General features: G+C 70.8%; 14 protein-coding genes. 2 read left to right on the top strand and 12 right to left on the bottom strand.

Features of this window, described 5'->3' with window-relative positions; translation table 11 throughout:
* Genes AC07VM_RS08410 through AC07VM_RS08380 form a run of 7 tightly spaced genes read right to left on the bottom strand, consistent with a single transcriptional unit; the run spans position 1 to position 8,356 of the window.
* Positions 1–1,077 carry an enolase C-terminal domain-like protein gene (locus AC07VM_RS08410; RefSeq protein WP_494910679.1) on the bottom strand — a complete coding sequence of 359 codons (1,077 nt, stop codon included), beginning with the start codon at positions 1,075–1,077 and terminating at the stop codon, positions 1–3.
* Positions 1,074–1,829: an SDR family NAD(P)-dependent oxidoreductase gene (locus AC07VM_RS08405; protein ID WP_267416802.1), complete on the bottom strand. Its 756-nt coding sequence runs from the start codon at positions 1,827–1,829 to the stop codon at positions 1,074–1,076. The genes AC07VM_RS08410 and AC07VM_RS08405 overlap by 4 nt, the downstream gene beginning before the upstream one ends.
* Before the next feature lie 53 nt (positions 1,830–1,882).
* Positions 1,883–3,265: a hypothetical protein gene (locus AC07VM_RS08400; protein WP_494910678.1), complete on the bottom strand. Its 1,383-nt coding sequence runs from the start codon at positions 3,263–3,265 to the stop codon at positions 1,883–1,885.
* Positions 3,262–5,016: an ABC transporter ATP-binding protein gene (locus AC07VM_RS08395; RefSeq protein ID WP_494910677.1), complete on the bottom strand. Its 1,755-nt coding sequence runs from the start codon at positions 5,014–5,016 to the stop codon at positions 3,262–3,264. The genes AC07VM_RS08400 and AC07VM_RS08395 overlap by 4 nt, the downstream gene beginning before the upstream one ends.
* Complete coding sequence (locus AC07VM_RS08390; protein WP_494910676.1) at positions 5,013–5,861, bottom strand: ABC transporter permease; 849 nt, start codon at positions 5,859–5,861, stop codon at positions 5,013–5,015. The genes AC07VM_RS08395 and AC07VM_RS08390 overlap by 4 nt, the downstream gene beginning before the upstream one ends.
* Positions 5,854–6,792, bottom strand: a complete 939-nt coding sequence (locus tag AC07VM_RS08385) for an ABC transporter permease (RefSeq protein WP_494910675.1) — start codon at positions 6,790–6,792, stop codon at positions 5,854–5,856. The genes AC07VM_RS08390 and AC07VM_RS08385 overlap by 8 nt, the downstream gene beginning before the upstream one ends.
* 25 nt (positions 6,793–6,817) lie before the next feature.
* Positions 6,818–8,356, bottom strand: a complete 1,539-nt coding sequence (locus AC07VM_RS08380; protein WP_494910674.1) for an ABC transporter substrate-binding protein — start codon at positions 8,354–8,356, stop codon at positions 6,818–6,820.
* A gap of 230 nt (positions 8,357–8,586) precedes the next feature.
* Here AC07VM_RS08380 and AC07VM_RS08375 point away from each other — a divergent pair, with 230 nt between their 5' ends.
* A complete protein-coding gene (locus AC07VM_RS08375; protein ID WP_267416795.1) occupies positions 8,587–9,243 on the top strand; it encodes a GntR family transcriptional regulator in 657 nt (218 codons plus the stop codon).
* Positions 9,240–10,094, top strand: a complete 855-nt coding sequence (locus AC07VM_RS08370; protein ID WP_494910673.1) for an SDR family NAD(P)-dependent oxidoreductase — start codon at positions 9,240–9,242, stop codon at positions 10,092–10,094. Before AC07VM_RS08375 ends, AC07VM_RS08370 begins: the two co-directional genes overlap by 4 nt.
* Positions 10,095–10,217: 123 nt before the next feature.
* Here AC07VM_RS08370 and AC07VM_RS08365 read toward each other — a convergent pair whose 3' ends face one another.
* The 5 genes from AC07VM_RS08365 to AC07VM_RS08345 all read right to left on the bottom strand — a co-directional run bounded on the left by AC07VM_RS08365 (position 10,218) and on the right by AC07VM_RS08345 (position 16,570).
* Complete coding sequence (locus tag AC07VM_RS08365; RefSeq protein WP_494910672.1) at positions 10,218–12,365, bottom strand: peptidase C14; 2,148 nt, start codon at positions 12,363–12,365, stop codon at positions 10,218–10,220.
* 108 nt (positions 12,366–12,473) lie between these two features.
* Positions 12,474–13,406: a GNAT family N-acetyltransferase gene (locus tag AC07VM_RS08360; RefSeq protein WP_494910671.1), complete on the bottom strand. Its 933-nt coding sequence runs from the start codon at positions 13,404–13,406 to the stop codon at positions 12,474–12,476.
* A 58-nt stretch (positions 13,407–13,464) separates the two neighbouring features.
* On the bottom strand, positions 13,465–14,478 hold the full coding sequence (locus AC07VM_RS08355; RefSeq protein ID WP_494910670.1) for a hydroxyacid dehydrogenase: 1,014 nt from the start codon (positions 14,476–14,478) through the stop codon (positions 13,465–13,467).
* Positions 14,475–15,536, bottom strand: coding sequence for a dihydrodipicolinate synthase family protein (locus tag AC07VM_RS08350; RefSeq protein ID WP_494910669.1), 1,062 nt, complete (start codon positions 15,534–15,536; stop codon positions 14,475–14,477). Before AC07VM_RS08350 ends, AC07VM_RS08355 begins: the two co-directional genes overlap by 4 nt.
* Positions 15,536–16,570, bottom strand: coding sequence for an NAD-dependent epimerase/dehydratase family protein (locus tag AC07VM_RS08345; RefSeq protein ID WP_494910668.1), 1,035 nt, complete (start codon positions 16,568–16,570; stop codon positions 15,536–15,538). Before AC07VM_RS08345 ends, AC07VM_RS08350 begins: the two co-directional genes overlap by 1 nt.
* Positions 16,571–16,585 lie beyond the last annotated feature (15 nt).

Here is a 16,585-nt window from a genome sequence, read left to right as displayed (position 1 = left end):
TCAGTCCCTCTCGAATCGGAAGACGGCGGGGTCGAGGTCGAAGCCGAGGCCCACGGCATCCGTCGGGTGCACCCGCCCCTCGAACGACGGACCGCCGAGGATGAACGAGGGCGCCGGGTCGTACGGGTTGATGCCGCGCGCGAAGGTCTCGACGCCGATGCCCAGGTGCGCGGTGACCTCAGGATAGACGTGCCCCGACACCGGCACGCCGCGCTCCGCGGCCCACGCGATCATCTCGCGAGCAGGGGTCACACCGCCGATCGCGACGACGTCGAGGCGCAGCACGTCGACGCCGCCGACCTCGACCAGCGCCTTCAGCACGGCGGGGTCGGTCACCTCATCGCCGACCGAGACGGTCAGCCCCGATTCGCGACGGATGCGGGCGACGCCCGTGGCGTCCTCGGGGAGCAGGGGGTCTTCGAGCCAGGCGAGCTGCGGGTCGCCCCACTGCGCGATCTCGGCCAAGGCGGCGTCCGCGTCAGGCCAGCCGAAGCCGACGTCGACCACGAGTCCCGTCTCGGCGGGGAGTTCCGCGTTCAGGGTCGCGATGAGCTCTCGCATGTAGGCGGGGTCGGGCGAGCGGGAGATCTTCACGTTCGTCCAGCCGTCCGCCTGTGCCAGCACCTCGTCGGCGACCTCGCGCGGGGTGCGCGACGGCGAGGGGTAGGCGGCGACCAGCATCGACTCACGGGGAGCATCGGCGGTGCCGAGCAGCGACCACAGCGGCACACCCGCACGCCGCGCCGCGATGTCCCACAGCGCGATGTCGACCAGGCCGATCGCCCGCCGCACCAGACCCACCCGTCCGACGATGGCACTGCCGCGCAGCATCCGCTCCCACGTCGCAGCGGGGTCGTCGGCATCCGCCCCCACCGCGTGCGTCGCGACGAGCCGCTCGACGATCTCGGCCATCGGCGCCTCACGCGAGAGGCAGTAGGCCACCCCGGTCGTGCCGTCGTCAGCGGTCGCCCGCACCGCGCTGTACTCGCGACGCGTCACCGTCATCGCGCCCAGCTGCAGGGGCGCCGGAAGCGGCAGCACGGCCGTGGCCGTGTCGATGCGGGCGATCGTGCTCATTCGGGCTTCTTCGCCAGCGGCACGCCGTAGTCGACCATGAAGCCGCCGTCGACGTAGAGCGTCTGGCCGTTCATGTAGCGCGACTGGTCGGAGACGAGGAAGCTGACCGCCGCGGCGATCTCGCTCGCCTCGGCCAGGCGCTTCGCCGGGATGCGCGACAGGATCGTGTCGAGGCTGAGCGTGCCCGCCTCGACACCCTGACGGAACACCCCGGTGTCGACGTAGCCGGGGGCGACGGCGTTGACCCGCACACCGCGCGAGGCCCACTCGGCACCCGCGGTCGAGGTCAGCCCGATCACCGCGGCCTTGGTCGTGGCGTAGGGCGCGCGTCCCGCCGAGCCGCGCGACGAGATGGACGAGATGTTGACGATGCGGCCCTCGCCGCGCTCCAGCATCCGCTTGCCTGCGGCCTGCAGCGCCGAGAAGACGCCGTGCAGATTGACGTCGACCACGGCAGCCCATTCGTCCCAGCTGAGGTCTTCGATGCCGCGGTGGCGCTGGATGCCGGCGTTGTTGACGAGCACCTCGATCGGGCCGAGCTCGGCCTCGATCTCGCCGAACACCCGGTCGACACCGGCATGGTCGGTCACGTCGAGCTCGCGCCACAGGATGCCGGCGGGGTTCTCCTGCGCCGTGAGCCCGGGCACGCGGTCGGCCGCGACGACGAGATACCCGTCCGCCGCGAGGCGCTGGCCGATCTCCCAACCGATGCCGGCGGATCCTCCGGTGACGATGGCGACGGGGGCGGTCATGGCTCTCCTCAGGGTCGGCGAGATTTGCTATAGCAAGTGTAGTCGGGGCGCGATCAACGGTCGAGCAGCGCCGCGACGACCACGACGGCGTGCTCCTCGAGCAGGTCGAGCGCTCCGGGCGCGAGCGGGGTCTGCCAGGCCTGGTAGGCCCCGCGCTCGTAGGCGTCGCGCGTCGGCAGATACACGAAGCCGGGGCCGTTCGTGAGGTTCATCACGACGATCGGCGTCTCCGGGAAGCGCGCCCGCAACGTGGTCTGCAGCCGTGAGTAAGCCTCGCCGGGATGCCCGACGATCACGGCATCGCCCAGACGCCAGGCCCACACCGGATGCTGCACGGTCGGGCCATCGATGTACCCGTCACGCAGGTTGCGCGCACGACCGAGGCGCTCCTCGCGGGAGCGTGGATCGATGTCCTTCCACTCCTCAGCGAGCTCGTCGAGCGTCGGCAGGTCGCGCAGCGGCAGCTCGACGCGCGTCACGGAACCCGCCGCGCCCTCCCCGCCGGGGGCTGCGCGTCCGGTCCAGATCGCGAGCGGCGCACCGGACTCGACGACGCCCTCGAGCGTCAACTCCTCCCCCGGCACCGGCAGCGCGTCCAGCGCCGCGAGCACCGCATGGCCGAGCGAGCGACCGTGACGGTCCGCCACCGCGACGTCGCCGGAGTACTGCTCGCGCGGGGCCAGCTCCCCCGAGGCCCCCTGCACGAACAGGCACGGCGCCTCGGTGGCGGTCTCGACGATCTCGCGCATGGCGCCGACGTAGTCCGGCGACACCTCGCGGTTCTGCCAGGCGAGCGTGGTCGGGTGGCACGCGTAGTTGACGATCGTGCCGCGCACCGCGCCGTCGACGCTGAGGCGCCCGATCGTCACCGTGTCATCGGCCGCTCCCGCGGGGTTGTAGCCCACCAGCGGTCGGCCGTCGACATCGAGCTCGCGGTCGGCGGCCAGGGTGCAGGTGCCGGTCGTCCACTCGATGAGTCCGGGAACCGCGCCGTCCAGTGCCTCGCGCCCTGCCGCGATGCCCGCCGCGGCGAGCGCTTCGAGGTACCCCGGGATCAGCTCCCCGCCCGGCAGATGCGCGTCGGCCGCGCAGAGCACCGCACCGGCATGGGTGTGCGAGAGCGAGAGCATCAGCTGGTCGGGCTGGAGCCCGAGGCCGTCGAGGATCGCCCCGCGCACGCTCCGCTCGTCGGCCACGCGACGCCACCAGGTGCCGTCGACCGCGAGCAGCACGCGCGGACGATCGTCGCCCCCGATGACGGCGAGCGCGGTGAGCTCGAACGGACGATGAGCCCCCTCGGAACGCTCCCAGTCGGCGGGGCCCCAGTTCTTCGCGCGGATGCCGACGGGCGGCGTGATATCGCGCCGGGCCACGCCGATGCGCGCCCGGGTGCGGGGGATGCGGATGCGATCGCCGATCGCCGTGCTCGTCATCATGCCTTCCTTCCCACGCCGGCCGGAACCGCGCCGGTCACCGCTCCCTGAGACTGCCAGAGCGCCGCGGCCTCCGCACGTCGGCGACGCTCCAGCACCGGGTCGGCCACCGGGATCGCAGCCATCAGCCCGCGCGTGTACTCATGCTGCGGATTCGCGAACAGGGCGTCACGGGCGCCGATCTCGACGATCCGGCCCTGCTGCATCACCGCCACCGTGGAGGACATGTACCGGATGACGGCGAGGTCGTGGCTGATGAAGAGGTAGGTCAGACCCAGCTCGGCCTGCAGCTCGCGGAGGAGGTTGAGCACCTGCGCCTGGATCGACACGTCGAGCGCCGACACCGACTCGTCGAGGACGAGGAACTCCGGTTCGAGCACGAGCGACCGCGCGATGGACACCCGCTGGCACTGCCCGCCGGACATCGAGCGGGGCAGCCGGTGCGTGAACTCCTCGTCCAGACGCACGCGGTGCATGGCCTCGCGCACCTTCTCGGCTCGGGTCGCCCTGGTCCCGATGCCGTGCGCGAGCAGCGGCGCCTCGATGATCTGGGCCACCGTCTGCCGGCGGTTGAGCGCGGAGAACGGATCCTGGAACACCATCTGCATCCGTCGCCGCAGCTGCCGCAGCTCCTCGCCGCGCATCTCGTGCGGGCGGTGCCCGTCGAAGACGACGGCTCCGGCATCGATCCCGCCGAGCGCCAGCACGGCCTTCGACACGGTCGACTTGCCCGAGCCCGACTCGCCCACGAGCCCCACGGTCTCGCCGCGACGGATCTGGAACGACACGTCGTCGACCGCGGTCACACGGCGGCCGGAGCCGAGGGTGAACACCTTCGACACGCCCTGCACGTCGACCAGCACGTCGCCGGTCTCGCGAGCCTGGTCGACCGCGCTGATCGACCCGGCCTCGGCCACCGGCTCAGTACCGCGCTCGAGCACCTCGGCGGCCGTGCGGATCGGCTCGTGCACATCGATCGTGAGGTCGACCACGGCGCCGAGCAGCGCCTTCGTGTACGGGTGCTCCGGCTCGGCGTAGAGCTTGTCGACCGGGGCCTCCTCGATCACCCGCCCGTGTCGCATCACGTGGATGCGCTCGCAGAAGCCGGCCGCGACGCCGAGGTCGTGCGTGATGAGCACGACCGCGGTGCCGTGCTCATCGGCGAGGCGGTCGAGCAGGTCGATGATGCGCGACTGCGTGGTGACGTCGAGTGCGGTGGTGGGCTCGTCGGCGATCAGCACGGCGGGCCGCGACGACATGGCCATCGCGATCATGACGCGCTGCCGCATCCCGCCGGAGAACTCGTGCGGGTACTGCGCCAGGCGCTCCTCGGGCAGCGGCACTCCGACCTCGGTGAGCAGCTCGACGGCCCGCGCGCGGGCGGCCTCCTTCGACACCCGGTCGTGCAGCCGGATCGCCTCCACGAGCTGGTGCCCGATCGTGCGCACCGGGTTGAGCGACGACATCGGGTCCTGGTAGACCATCGCGATCTCGCCGCCGCGCACCCGTGTCATCTCCCGCGTGCTCAGCGTGAGCAGCTCCCGATCGCGCAGACGGATGCTGCCGCCGAGCTTCGCGCCGTCGTTGAGCCGCATGATCGACAGCGCCGTGAGCGACTTGCCGGAGCCGGACTCGCCGACCAGGCCGATCCGCTCACCGGGTCGCACCGAGAAGCTGATGCCCTTGACCGGCATCGCGTCGCCGTAGGAGACGGTGAGGTCCTGCACCTGCAGGACGGGCGTGGCATCCGTCATCGGCCCTTCCCCTTCCGATCGCCGCCGAACTGATCGGCGAGCACGTTGAGCAGCCAGATGGTGACGAAGATGAACAGTGCGGGGAACAGCACGTAGCCGATCGACTGGTACATCTTCTGGTAGCCCTGCTGCACGAGGGTGCCCCAGGTCGCCTCGGGCGGCGCGATGCCCAGCCCGACGAAGCTCATCGAGGCCTCGAGCAGGATGGCGTTGGCGGCGTTGATGGCCGCCTGCACCACGATCGGCCCACGCGCGTTCGGCAGCACCTCGGCGAACAGCAGGCGGCTGCGCCTCGACCCGAAGGCCACCGCGGCCGTGAAGTAGTCCTCCTGCAGCTCGCTCAGCACCGAGGAGCGCACCAGGCGCGCGGTGGTGGGCGTGAGCAGGATGCCGATGATCACGGCCAGCTTGACCGGATCGGCCCCGAACGCCGAGATGAAGACCAGGGCGAACAGGATCTGCGGGATCGCCATCACGGTGTCGGCGAGGCGCATCAGGATCTCGTCGAGGATGCCGCGGGCGAATGCCGCCGCCATTCCCCAGGCGATGCCCAGCACCATGGCGACCAGGGTGGCGCCTCCGGCGATGAAGATCGTCAGCTGTCCGCCGTAGAGCACGCGGCTGAAGAGGTCGCGGCCGAGCTCGTCGGTGCCGAACAGGTGCGCGACCGAGGGTGCGGCGAACCGGTCGGGCGACTGCGCCGACGGATCGTACGGCGCGATGAGCGGCGCGAGCACGCAGGCCAGCACGATCACGGCGAGGAGACCGAGCGGGATCCACGAGGCGAGGGCGACCCGGCGACGCGGACGGGCGGAGCGCAGGGCGAGGGTGAGGGTGTCAGCCACGGCTGCTCCTTGCACGAAGACGCGGATCGAGCACGCCGTAGAGGAGGTCGACGATGAGCGTCGTGAGGATGAACATCGCGGAGATCAGCAGCACGACCGACTGCAGCACTGCGTAGTCGCGCTTGAAGACCGCGTCGATCGCGAGCGAGCCGAGCCCGGGGACGCCGAACACGTACTCGACGATCACGACGCCGCCGAGCGTGTAACCGACGATGAGGCCGAGCATCGTGAGCCCGGGGATCAGCGCGTTGCGCAGCGCGTGGCCGATCACGACGCCGCTCGCCGACTGGCCCTTGCCGCGGGCGGTGCGGATGTACGGGGCGTCGAGCACCTCGACCATCGACGCCCGCAGGAACCGCATGAGCAGCGGCGCGGCGGCGAAGGCGAGCGTGAAGGCGGGGAGGATCATCCGCACGAGGTTGTCGCCCGGGTCCTCGCTGAACGGGGTGTATCCGCGTGCGGGGAGCACCTTGAGCTGCACGGCGAAGACCACGATCAGCACGATGCCGATCAGGAACTGCGGCAGCGCCATGCCGGCTGTGGAGACCGCGGTGAGGATGCGGTCGACGATGCCGAGCGGACGCAGGGAGGCGATCACGGCGGCGGGCGTCGCGATGACCACGGCGAGCAGGATGCCGATCAGCGTGAGCTCGAGCGTGGCGGGAAGCCGCTGCGCGATGAGCTCGGACACCGAGTACTGGTTGAAGTACGACTGTCCGAAGTCGCCGGTGAAGACGCCGCCGATCCAGCGGAAGTACTGCTCGATGATGGGGGCGTCGAGGCCGGCCTCCTCGCGGAGGCGCTGGAGCATCTCCGCATCCACGCCCGGGGTCGAGCCGAGGCGGGTGATGACGGGGTCGCCCGGCAGGAGCCGGAGGACCACGAAGACGAGAAGCGAGGTGGCGATCAGCATCGCGATGCTGATCGCCACCCGCCGAAGGATGGACAGAGCCACGTCAGCCCTTGAGCTGCGCGTTCTCGAGGTGCAGCTGGCCGCCGCCCTCGACCCAGACGCCGTCGACCTTGGCGCTCGTCGCCGTGACGACCGTGGACTGCAGCGGCACGATCAGCGGAACCTGCTCGTTGATGATCGTCTGCACGGTGCCCCACTTCTCGGCACGGGCGGCCTCGTCCGGCTCGGCCACGGCGTCGGCGAAGGCGGTCTGGAAGTCGGGGTCGACCCAGTTGCACTCGCAGCGGCCCTCGAGGTAGAAGTTCAGCGAGTACGCGGGCTCCGGGGGCGTGGACTGGAAGTTCGGCACGATGTACCCGGGGAAGCTCTTGCCCGCGGGGTAGAACGAGTCGACCCAGGTGCCGATGTCGTTGTTGTCGATCTTGAGGGTGATGCCGATCTCCTTCAGGCTCGCCTGCAGGATCTCGCCGCTCGTGTTCCACTCCGGGTACTGCCCGGCGATGCCCCACCACGTGAGCGTGTCACCCTCGGTGATGCCCGCCTCGGCGAACAGCTCCTTCGCCTTGTCGAGGTCGTAGGAGTAGTCGGTCAGGTCGCCGCCGAACCACGGGTTGACCTCGCCGAGCGCGTTGTTCGTGGGCGAGACGGTGCCCTGCCCGTAGTACGCGGCCTCGAGGATCGCCTCCCGGTCGGTCGCATAGGCGAGAGCCTGACGCGCGCGCACGTCGTTGAACGGCGCCGACTGCGTGTCGACCTCCCACGACGGCCACTGGCTCGGGTTGTCGGGCGTGACGAGCGCGATGTCGCCGCCACCCTCGAGCCCCGCGACGTCGCCCTGCGGCACGGACCACAGCACGTCGATGTCGCCCGAGCGCAGACCGGTGACGGCGGCGGTGGACTCGGCGGCCTTGACGAGGGTGATCTCGTCGAGCGCGGGGGCCTCGCCGAAGTACTCCGGGTTCGGCACCAGCGTCAGGCTGTCGTCGGGCGTGAACTTGTCGACGATGTACGGGCCGGTTCCGATCGGCTCCTTGTCGATGGTGTCGAGCGCATCGACGTCGATCATCTTGACCCACACGATGCCGGCGGCGAAGGTCGCGATCGGCTCCGAGAGGGTGATGACGACGGTCTTGTCGTCGGATGCCGTGACATCCGTGACCATGTCGATCTTGTTCTTCTCCTGCGTCGCGGTCTCCGGGTCGAGGTAGTACTCGAAGGAGGCGACCGCGTCCGCGGCCGTGAACGCGTCGCCGTTGGAGAAGGTGACGCCGTCGCGGAGCGTGAAGGTCCAGGTCTTCTGGTCGGGCGAGGCCTCCCACTTCTCGGCGAGGTCGCCGACGATCTCCCCGGACTCGTCGGTCTTGGTCAGGCCGTTCCAGAGCAGGGGGAACAGCACCTCCTCCCAGGCGAAGGTGCGGATGGCGGGGTTGAGCTGCGGAATGCCCTGCGCGGCGGCGACGGTCAGGGTGCCGCCTTCCTGCGCCTGGCCGTCGGAGTTCGACGGGGTGCTGCTGCAGCCAGCGGTGAGGAGCGCGGCGGTGAGCAACGCTGCTCCGCCGAGCAATACACGACGACGCGACATGGGTGCCTCCAAGGGTCGGGTGGTGCGTTCGGGTAGGTAAGGGTTTCGCTATAGCATGTAGCAAAACCACAGATACGTCTAGAGCGAATCGAGCCGATGCGATCACGTTCTCGTCACGTCTCCGCGGGTCGTCATCCCGCCACTCGGGAGAAATCTGCCATAGCATCGAGCGAACGATCACGCGCCCGCTCGACGAGCTGACCGCGCCGCAGATCGAGAAGGGCACCCGAATGCGCAGCGTCTCGGATCAGAACATCGCCGAACAGGTCACGGACGAGCTGCGTTCGGCCATCCACTCCGGCGAACTCGCCCCCGGGGAGCGCCTCGTCGAGAGGAAGCTCGCCGACCGCCTCGGCGTGAGCCACATCCCCGTGCGCGAGGCGCTGACCCGCCTCGCCGAGGAGCGGCTCATCACGCGCGAACCGCGTCGTGGCGCCCGTGTCGCCCAGCTGAGCGCCCAGGACCTCGAGGAGATCTCGAGCCTGCGGATCGTCCTCGAGCAGTTCATGGCGATCCGGGTGCAGGAGCGCTGGAACGAGGAGTCGGCCGCCCGGCTCGGCGCGATCATCCAGGCGATGTCGGATGCGGCACCCGGTGACATCGACGAGGTGCTGCGGCAGGACCGCCTCTTCCACGAGACGCTCGCCGACCTCGCCGAGCACCGCTTCCTCGACGAGGTCAGCGGACAGCTGCGCGGCCGCATCACCGGGTTCATCCATGCGGCCAATTCCGCGCTGGACCCCGATGAGCAGGAGGAGCACGTGCGCAGCCACCAGCAGATCGTGGACGCCATCGCGAGCGGAGACCCCGATCGGGCGCAGGCCGTGATCGCCGAGCACGTGACCCGGGCGGTCGAGCGCATCACGCCCTCCGCGGCACCCGAGTGAGCACGCCCGTGGCCGGGAAGACGATCGTCCTCACCGGGGCATCCGACGGGATCGGAGCCGCGGCCGCCCGTCAGCTCGCCGCGTCGCCGCACCGCCTGATCCTCGTCGGGCGCTCGGTCGAGAAGACCCGTGCCGTCGCCCAGGAGGCCGGGGCGGAGTGGTTCACCGCCGATTTCGCGCGCCTCGACGAGGTGCGCGAGCTCGCCGGGAAGCTCGACACGGCTGTCGGCGACGACGGCATCCATGTGCTGGCGAACAACGCCGGCGGCATCTTCGGCGACCGGACCCCGACCGTCGACGGGTTCGAGAAGACGATGCAGGTCAACCACCTGGCGCCGTTCCTGCTCACCAACCTGCTGCTCCCCCGTCTGCTGGCGGCACAGGGCTCGGTCATCAACACATCGAGCATCGCCCACCGCCTGTTCGGCCACATCGACGTCGACGACCTCGACAACGCCCGCCGCTTCAGCCCGAACAAGGCCTACGGCGACGCGAAGCTCGCGAACGTGCTGTTCACGAAGAGCCTGCACACCCGGTTCCACGCCGACGGCCTGAACGCGGTGGCCTTCCACCCCGGCACCGTGCAGACGAACTTCGCCTCGGACTCATCGAGCATCATGCGGCTGCTCTACCGCACTCCGCTCAAGCACCTGCTGCTCATCGGCCCGGACAAGGGCGGCGCCACCCTGCGGTGGTTCATCGACGGCACGCCCGGCGACACCTGGTTCTCCGGCGCCTACTACGACGAGCGTCAGCTGACCACGAAGGTCAACCCCCAGGTGAACGACCCCGCCCTCGCCGAGGCCCTCTGGCAACGCAGCGCCGCCCTCGTCGCCCTCCCCCCGCGCTGAGCGCCCCGCTCGTGCCGTCGAGTGCACGGGTACTCGACGAGTGCACGGCCTCTTCTCGTCGAGAAGCCGTGCACCCGGCGACATCCCGTGCACTCGGCGGTACGAAGGGGGAGGGCGGGGGGCTCAGAGCACGAGGTTGGACGTGTCGACGACGCGGTCGCCCTCGGCGGGGAAGGCGGTGCGCGTGACCGCGGACTCGACGTTGCCGGTGTGCAGGAGGGTGGATGCCGTGCCGAACGCGGCATCCGCCAGCTCGAACGCCCCGCCCTCTAAGCGGTTGCCGACCGCGCGGTAGTGGGTCGCACCCTTCGGGACCGCGACGTGGGTGGCGGCCCCGTCGGCGCGGAAGGTGGTGTCGGTCAGGGTGAGGTGCAGCTCCCCGTCGCCGGTCCGCGCGATGCCCGTGCCGCCCTTGATCGCGACATCCGATCCAGCGATCTCGATCACCTGGCGCTCGCCGCGAGCTGCCGCGATGCGGGCGTTGCGGAGCGTCGATCCCTCGAACCGCAGGTGCGCGGAGGAGGACACGATCGGCGCGGCGTCATCCGCCGCGGTGAGGGTCGACCCGCGGAACGTGACCGCTCCCGACCCCGCGATCTTCATGCCGCCCACGCGGTCGAGCACCGTGTCGACGAACGTGACCGGCGTCTTCACCGTGGCGTTGGTGAGCTCGCCCGGCGCGACGAACGTGAAGTGCGAGTCCGCGATGACGGTCGGGCGTGCCGAGTTGTCCGACGACTGGGTGATGATGAGGGTGTCGGATGCCGTGCACCCGCGCAGCTGCGCACCGTCGGCGTTGATCCACAGCATCCCGGAACCCTCCAGCGAGGGCTTGCCGATCACCTGCACGTCCTCCAGGGTGAGGTCGGTGATGCGCACGCGCGCCACGAACCACGAGCAGATGTGCTTGCGCACCGTGATGCGCTTGGCCGCGGAACCCCAGGCCGCGCCGGAGTTCGCGAAGGTCATGAGCCCCGAGTTTCCGGTGTAGGTGAGGTCGTGCTCGTACTGGCCGTGGGTGACGAACGGCCCCTGGTCATCGCCGTCGCCGTGGCAGTTCTCCACCAGGCAGTACGCGCTCGCGGTGAAGTCGTTGAGGTGTCGGGCGTTCGCGGTGTGGCAGTTCGCGACGTATCCGTACAGGCAGTAGATCTGCTGCGTCAGGTAGCCGGCGCCGCCCCAGGTGACCGAGGTGGGGTTCTTGAGCGTGCAGCTCACGGTCGAGTAGTACGTGTTCCACCGGCGCTGGATGAGCGGCCAGAACGTGCCGGTGCCGTCGATGTGGTCGACGTCGCAGCGCACCGCGTACTCGAACGCCAGCGGGTGCGAGCCGGTGTACTCGTCGGTGCCGGTACCGAGGAAGGCCAGGTTCGACACCGTCACGTCCTGCACCGGCACGACCCGCCGCCAGGCCATCGTGCGGTCCTTGCCGAGCGGCCAGCCGTTCTTGTAGTTGATGCGGATGTGCGTGCCGTCGACGATCTGCGTCACCTGGACCAGCCGCTGCAGCTCGCGCTCCCAGCGACCGGAGAGCGCGTTCACCTCAGCGGCGTACCAGTCGCCGACGGTGAAGAACGAGGAATCCGCGACCGGGAAGACATCGCCGAGGTCCGGCACGACCTCGTTCAGTCGCGCCTCCTGCACGGCATCCGTCACCTCGCCGCGGAAGAACATGACGGCCGCGAACGGGTCGTCCTTGCCGGCGTTCTCGATGCCGTCGGTCGTCATCAGGTGGCCCCCGAAGTCGAACGCGATGTGCGACCGCGAGAACCTGTGGCGGCGCACGAAGTTGAGGTCGCTGTGCGCCTCGATGCGATGGATGCTCGCGTCGGCGACCATCGCGTCGAGCGCGTCGTCGGCGTTCGCGGTCGCGTCCATGACGCCGAACTTCCGGAAGTCGACGACCCCGTCGTGCACGAGCAGCCATGCTCCGCCCTTGGGTCCTGCCACCACCGTGCCGCCGTTCACCGCCGGGGCGCCCTTCTTGACGAAGCGGTAGAGGCCCGCGCCGCCGTCGCCCGCCGCGGCGTAGCCGGACGTGTGCACGAGGTCGCCGTCCTTGCCCTTGCGCTTCGCGAGGTCCGTCGCCGTGCCGCCGTTCGCGACGTTCGCCGAACCCGTGGAGCTCAGCGGCGCCACGGGTCCTGCGGCCTGCGCCGATGACGAGGCGCCCACCGCGGCCACACCGCCGATCGCCGCCGCGCCGAATCCGGCGAGCAGCATGCGCCTGCTGCGCAGGGCCGCGGTCTCGATCTTCTCCTGCTGGGTCATGGTCATCCTCCTTGCGGCTTCATCGCCGCGTTCAGGCGGTCGGCCTTCCGGCCGAACCGCGTCCTCCGATCGATCCCCAGACCCCAGTGCTGTTCTCCGAGCGGATGCTCAGAAGTAGTCGGCCGCCGTGAAGTGGCGGATGCCGTGCAGTCGGGCCGCCCGCCGCAGCGGACGGATCATCCCGGTGCGATCGTCCTGCCGAACGGCGTCGGGCGCGAAGGCCCGCAGGGCGTGCTCCTCCTCCGGCACGGCGGGGACCGCCAGATCGCAGGACCTCACCCGGGCGGTCGCCCAGTCCGCGGCGACGGCGGCGAGGAGGTCGGCGTGCACACCCGGTGCATGCTCGGCGTCGCGGGTCACGGCGCACTCCAGGAGCGTGCCGACCTCGCCGTCGATGTCGGCGACCGCGTAGCCGAGGGTCGTCGAGCCCTCGCTCCGTCGGTACAGGGTCGCGCCGCCCAGCCGCACCTCCGCCATCGCCCAGTCACGGTCGCTCCGCACCGGCGCGAGGACCACCCGTCCCTCACGCGAGTCCGCGTACACCGTTCGCAGCGGACCCATCGCTCCGGGGCCCACGGTCTCGCGCACCACCCGATCGGGCGCCCCGGCGAGCGTCGGAGCCACCCAGCGCCCGGTCAGGGTGCGGGGCATCGAGAAGGTCTCGAAACCGCTGGAGCGGTACACGTCCGGTGTGCCCGTGAACAGCAGCGCCCAGTCGGCACCGGCATCCCTCCCGGCGTCCATGCTCGCGGCGACCAGCTGACGCGCGAGGCCGTGACCCCGGGCGCGCTCGGCGACCGCGACGCTCCCGATCGCATGCACCGCAGCGACACCGCCTCCGTCTTCGCGCAGTCGCTTGGGCAGGCCGTGGATCGAGCCGCAGATACCCTCCGCGTCCTCGGCGACGAACGTGTGCGCGAGGCGCTCGTCGTCGAGGAGCCACTGGTCGGGACGGAGCGGAGGCGTGAACGCCGTCGCCCACAGTGCGGTGAGTCCGGCGACGTCCCCGGCGCGTGCCAACCGGACGGTCGGCGCGCTCACCGCTCGTCCCCTGCTCCCCCGGCGGTGCGCGTCAGCGAGCACCGCGGCGCCGACCCGGTCATGCCATCGAGGACAGCTGGTCGCGGTCGACGGCGTGCGAGAGCGGTCGGCCCTCGATGAAGGCGTCGAGCTCATCGGCGACGATCCGCCCCTGACGCAGCCGTCCCTGCCTCGTGCCGGCCGCCCGGTGCGGGGTGACCAGGACGCCGGGGAGCGCACGGAAAGGACTGTCGGCGGCGAACGGCTCCTCGTCGAACACGTCGACCGCGGCGCTGAGCCGACCCCGCTGCACCTCCTCGAGGAGCGCGGCCTCGTCGACCAGCCAGGAGCGCGCCGTGTTCACGAGCCCCGCGCCGTCGCGCATCAGGGCGAGCTCACGGCGACCGATCAGGTGGTGCGTCTCAGGGAGGGTGGGGGCGTGGACGGCGACGATCTGCGCGCGGCGCAGGGCCTCATCGAGCGGCACGAGTTCGGCGCCGAGGGCCGTGGCGGTGTCGGCGTCGATGGTGGGGTCGACCAGCAGCGGCTCGGCCCCGAGCGCGCGGATCAGTTCGAGGTAGGCGCGTCCGGTGCGCGAGGCGCCGATCACGGCGATGGGCGATCCGAGGATCTCGTGCTGCACGCCCACGGCCTCCGCGTCGTGCCAGCCGTCGCCCGCCCGGAGCGCGTTGTGCATCTCCGGCACCCGGTGCAGCAGGGCGAGGGTGAAGGTCAGCGACACCTCCGCGACGGACCGCGCCATCCCCGCGCCGGCCTGGGTGACCACGACGCCGCGGTCGAACAGCTCATCGGTCGCGAAGGGTTTGATCGTCGCGCCCGTGTGTGCGATCAGCTCGAGCTTCGGCAGCGTCGCGAGCACCGTGGCGTCGAAGGGGCCCACGCCCCAGCTCGTGACGACGATCCGCGCCTCCGCGAGCGCGGCATCCGCGAGCCGGTCGACCCGCACGAACGTCCCGCCCGACCGCTCGGCGGCAGCCCGCAGCCGCGCGGCATCGTCCGTCGAGAAGAACTCCGCGAAGAGCTCCTCCGAGACGACCGCGACCAAGGTCGGTGCGCTGGTCCTGGCGCTCATCGCAGCCAGGCCTCGAGGTTCTCGGCGATGAAGGCGTCGTCGTTCAGGGAGGGGTACGCGTGGCGCATCCGCTCGATCTCCTCGGCCTGCCCGGGCGAGAGCCCCTCCGCGGGGTCGAGGCACCAGATGCCCTCGAGCAGCCCCTGCTGACGCAGCACCTCGTGCACACCGGCGATCACGCCGTGGAAGTCGTTGCCCGGGTCGAACACGGCCTGGTTGACGTCGACCATGTCGGAGGCGAGGAGCCCGAGCTCGCGGTAGGCCTCGGCATCCCCGGCCATCGCGCGCTGTGCGCGTTCGAGCAGCGTGACCGCGGCACGCGTGCCGACCGCCCACTGGCCGAGCAGCCCCCCGACGAAGCGCAGCGTGCGCGCGCCCGACGGCGAATCCACGTGGAACTCGGAGAGCAGGTCGGCCACGATCGCATCGTCGTTGCCGGTGTAGAGGGCGATCTCATCGGCACGTCCGGACGCGGCGACCCCGCGCACCAGCTCGAGCGTGCGGTAGCGGTCGAAGGGGGCGGCCTTGACCGCGACGACCGCGGGGATGGACGCGAACTCGCGCCAGAAGTCGCGGTCGAGCACGGGGCCGCCGATCGCGGTCTGCAGGTAGAAGCCGACGAGCGGCAGCACCTCGCCGACGGCGCGGGCGCGTTCGAGCAGGGCACGCTCGTCGGCGCCCGCGACGCGGGGACTCACCAGCACGGCGTCGTAGCCCAGCGAGCGTGCGAGCTCGGCTTCGGCCACGGCCTGGGCGGTGTCACCGGCCACTCCGGCGATGCGCACGAGACGCGCATCGCCGCGGGCATCCATCTCCTCCGCCGCGAGCGCGAGCACCGGCTCGAACAGGGCGTGCTCCGGATCGCGGATCTCGAACTGGGTGGTGTGCACCCCGACGGCGAGGCCTCCGGCGCCGGCGTCGAGGTAGTAGCGGGAGAGGGCCCGCTGGCGACGCTCGTCGATGCGCCGCTCGGCGGTGAGCGCGAGCGGGTGCGCCGGGATCACCGCACCGCGGGCGAGGGTCGCGGCGGCTTCCGGTCGCAGGGTGGGGACGGGCATCAGAACTTCCCGTCCCGCACGGCCCACTTGGTGGGCTTGGCGATCATGGGGAGGCCCTTCTCGATCCAGTCGGCCTGCATCCCGATCAGCGTCTCGGCCGAGACGGACGGGTAGCCGAACAGGGCCATGCAGCGGCGTGCGTCGCTGAGCAGCGCGGTCGGCTGGGGCTCGTCGACGATCGTGATCTCGCGGTCGAACAGCGTGCCGAAGCGGCGGGCGATGGACTCGACGCTCAGCAGCTCGGGGCCGGTCAGGTTGATCGTGAACGGCGCGGTCGAGGCGTGCACGAGGCTGCGCAGGACGACCTCGTTGGCGTAGCCCTGCCAGATCACGTTGACGTTGGCGGTGGCGACCGACACGGGCTCGCCCGCGTGCACGGCGCTGCCGATGTCGGCGAGCACGCCGTAGCGCAGGTCGACCGCGTAGTTCAGGCGGATGATCGCGACCTTCGTGCCGCGCTCCTGCGCTCCGAACTCGAACACGCGCTCGCGACCGAGGCACGACTGCGCGTACTCGCCGATGGGAGCGGGCTGGACCTCTTCGGCCGCTCCTCCTGAGGAGGCGGGGAGGAAGGGGTAGACGTTGCCGGTCGACAGCACCGAGATCGCGCTGTCGCGGTAGCGGCGGGCCACGCGGTCGGGCAGAGCGGCGTTGACCTCCCACGCCCAGGAGGCGTTGGTCGCGGCGCCGAACTTCGCGCCGACCATGAACACCACGTTCGGGGCGTCCGGCAGCGCGGAGAAATCGTCGTTCTCGATCAGGTCGAACGGGACGACCTTCACCCCTGCGGTCTCCAGGCGCTCGCGGATCGCGGCGTCGCCGAAGCGGGACACGGCGTAGACCGCGTCGTCCTGACGGCCGGCGGCATCCATCCCGCGCCGTGCGAGCATCGCCAGGGTCGGGCCCATCTTGCCGCCCGCCCCGAGGATCACGAGGTCGCCCGAGCCGCGGGAGAGGTCTTCGATCAGGCCGGCGCTCGGTGTCGCGAGCGCCTCCTCGAGCTCCGCCTCTGAACTGAACTGGTGCTGAGTCACGTGGTGCTTTCCCTT

It is taken from the genome of Microbacterium sp. GW821-FHT01D02 (genome assembly GCF_059422585.1).
This window is presented reverse-complemented; position numbering and strand designations above follow the sequence as displayed.

Bases quoted from the DNA above. Each gene is read 5' to 3' on its own strand.
- AC07VM_RS08410 (WP_494910679.1), bottom strand. From the start codon at position 1,077: ATGAGCACGATCGCCCGCATCGACACGGCCACGGCCGTGCTGCCGCTT.
- AC07VM_RS08405 (WP_267416802.1), bottom strand. From the start codon at position 1,829: ATGACCGCCCCCGTCGCCATCGTCACCGGAGGATCCGCCGGCATCGGT.
- AC07VM_RS08400 (WP_494910678.1), bottom strand. From the start codon at position 3,265: ATGATGACGAGCACGGCGATCGGCGATCGCATCCGCATCCCCCGCACC.
- AC07VM_RS08395 (WP_494910677.1), bottom strand. From the start codon at position 5,016: ATGACGGATGCCACGCCCGTCCTGCAGGTGCAGGACCTCACCGTCTCC.
- AC07VM_RS08380 (WP_494910674.1), bottom strand. From the start codon at position 8,356: ATGTCGCGTCGTCGTGTATTGCTCGGCGGAGCAGCGTTGCTCACCGCC.
- AC07VM_RS08375 (WP_267416795.1), top strand. From the start codon at position 8,587: ATGCGCAGCGTCTCGGATCAGAACATCGCCGAACAGGTCACGGACGAG.
- AC07VM_RS08365 (WP_494910672.1), bottom strand. From the start codon at position 12,365: ATGACCCAGCAGGAGAAGATCGAGACCGCGGCCCTGCGCAGCAGGCGC.
- AC07VM_RS08355 (WP_494910670.1), bottom strand. From the start codon at position 14,478: ATGAGCGCCAGGACCAGCGCACCGACCTTGGTCGCGGTCGTCTCGGAG.
- AC07VM_RS08350 (WP_494910669.1), bottom strand. From the start codon at position 15,536: ATGCCCGTCCCCACCCTGCGACCGGAAGCCGCCGCGACCCTCGCCCGC.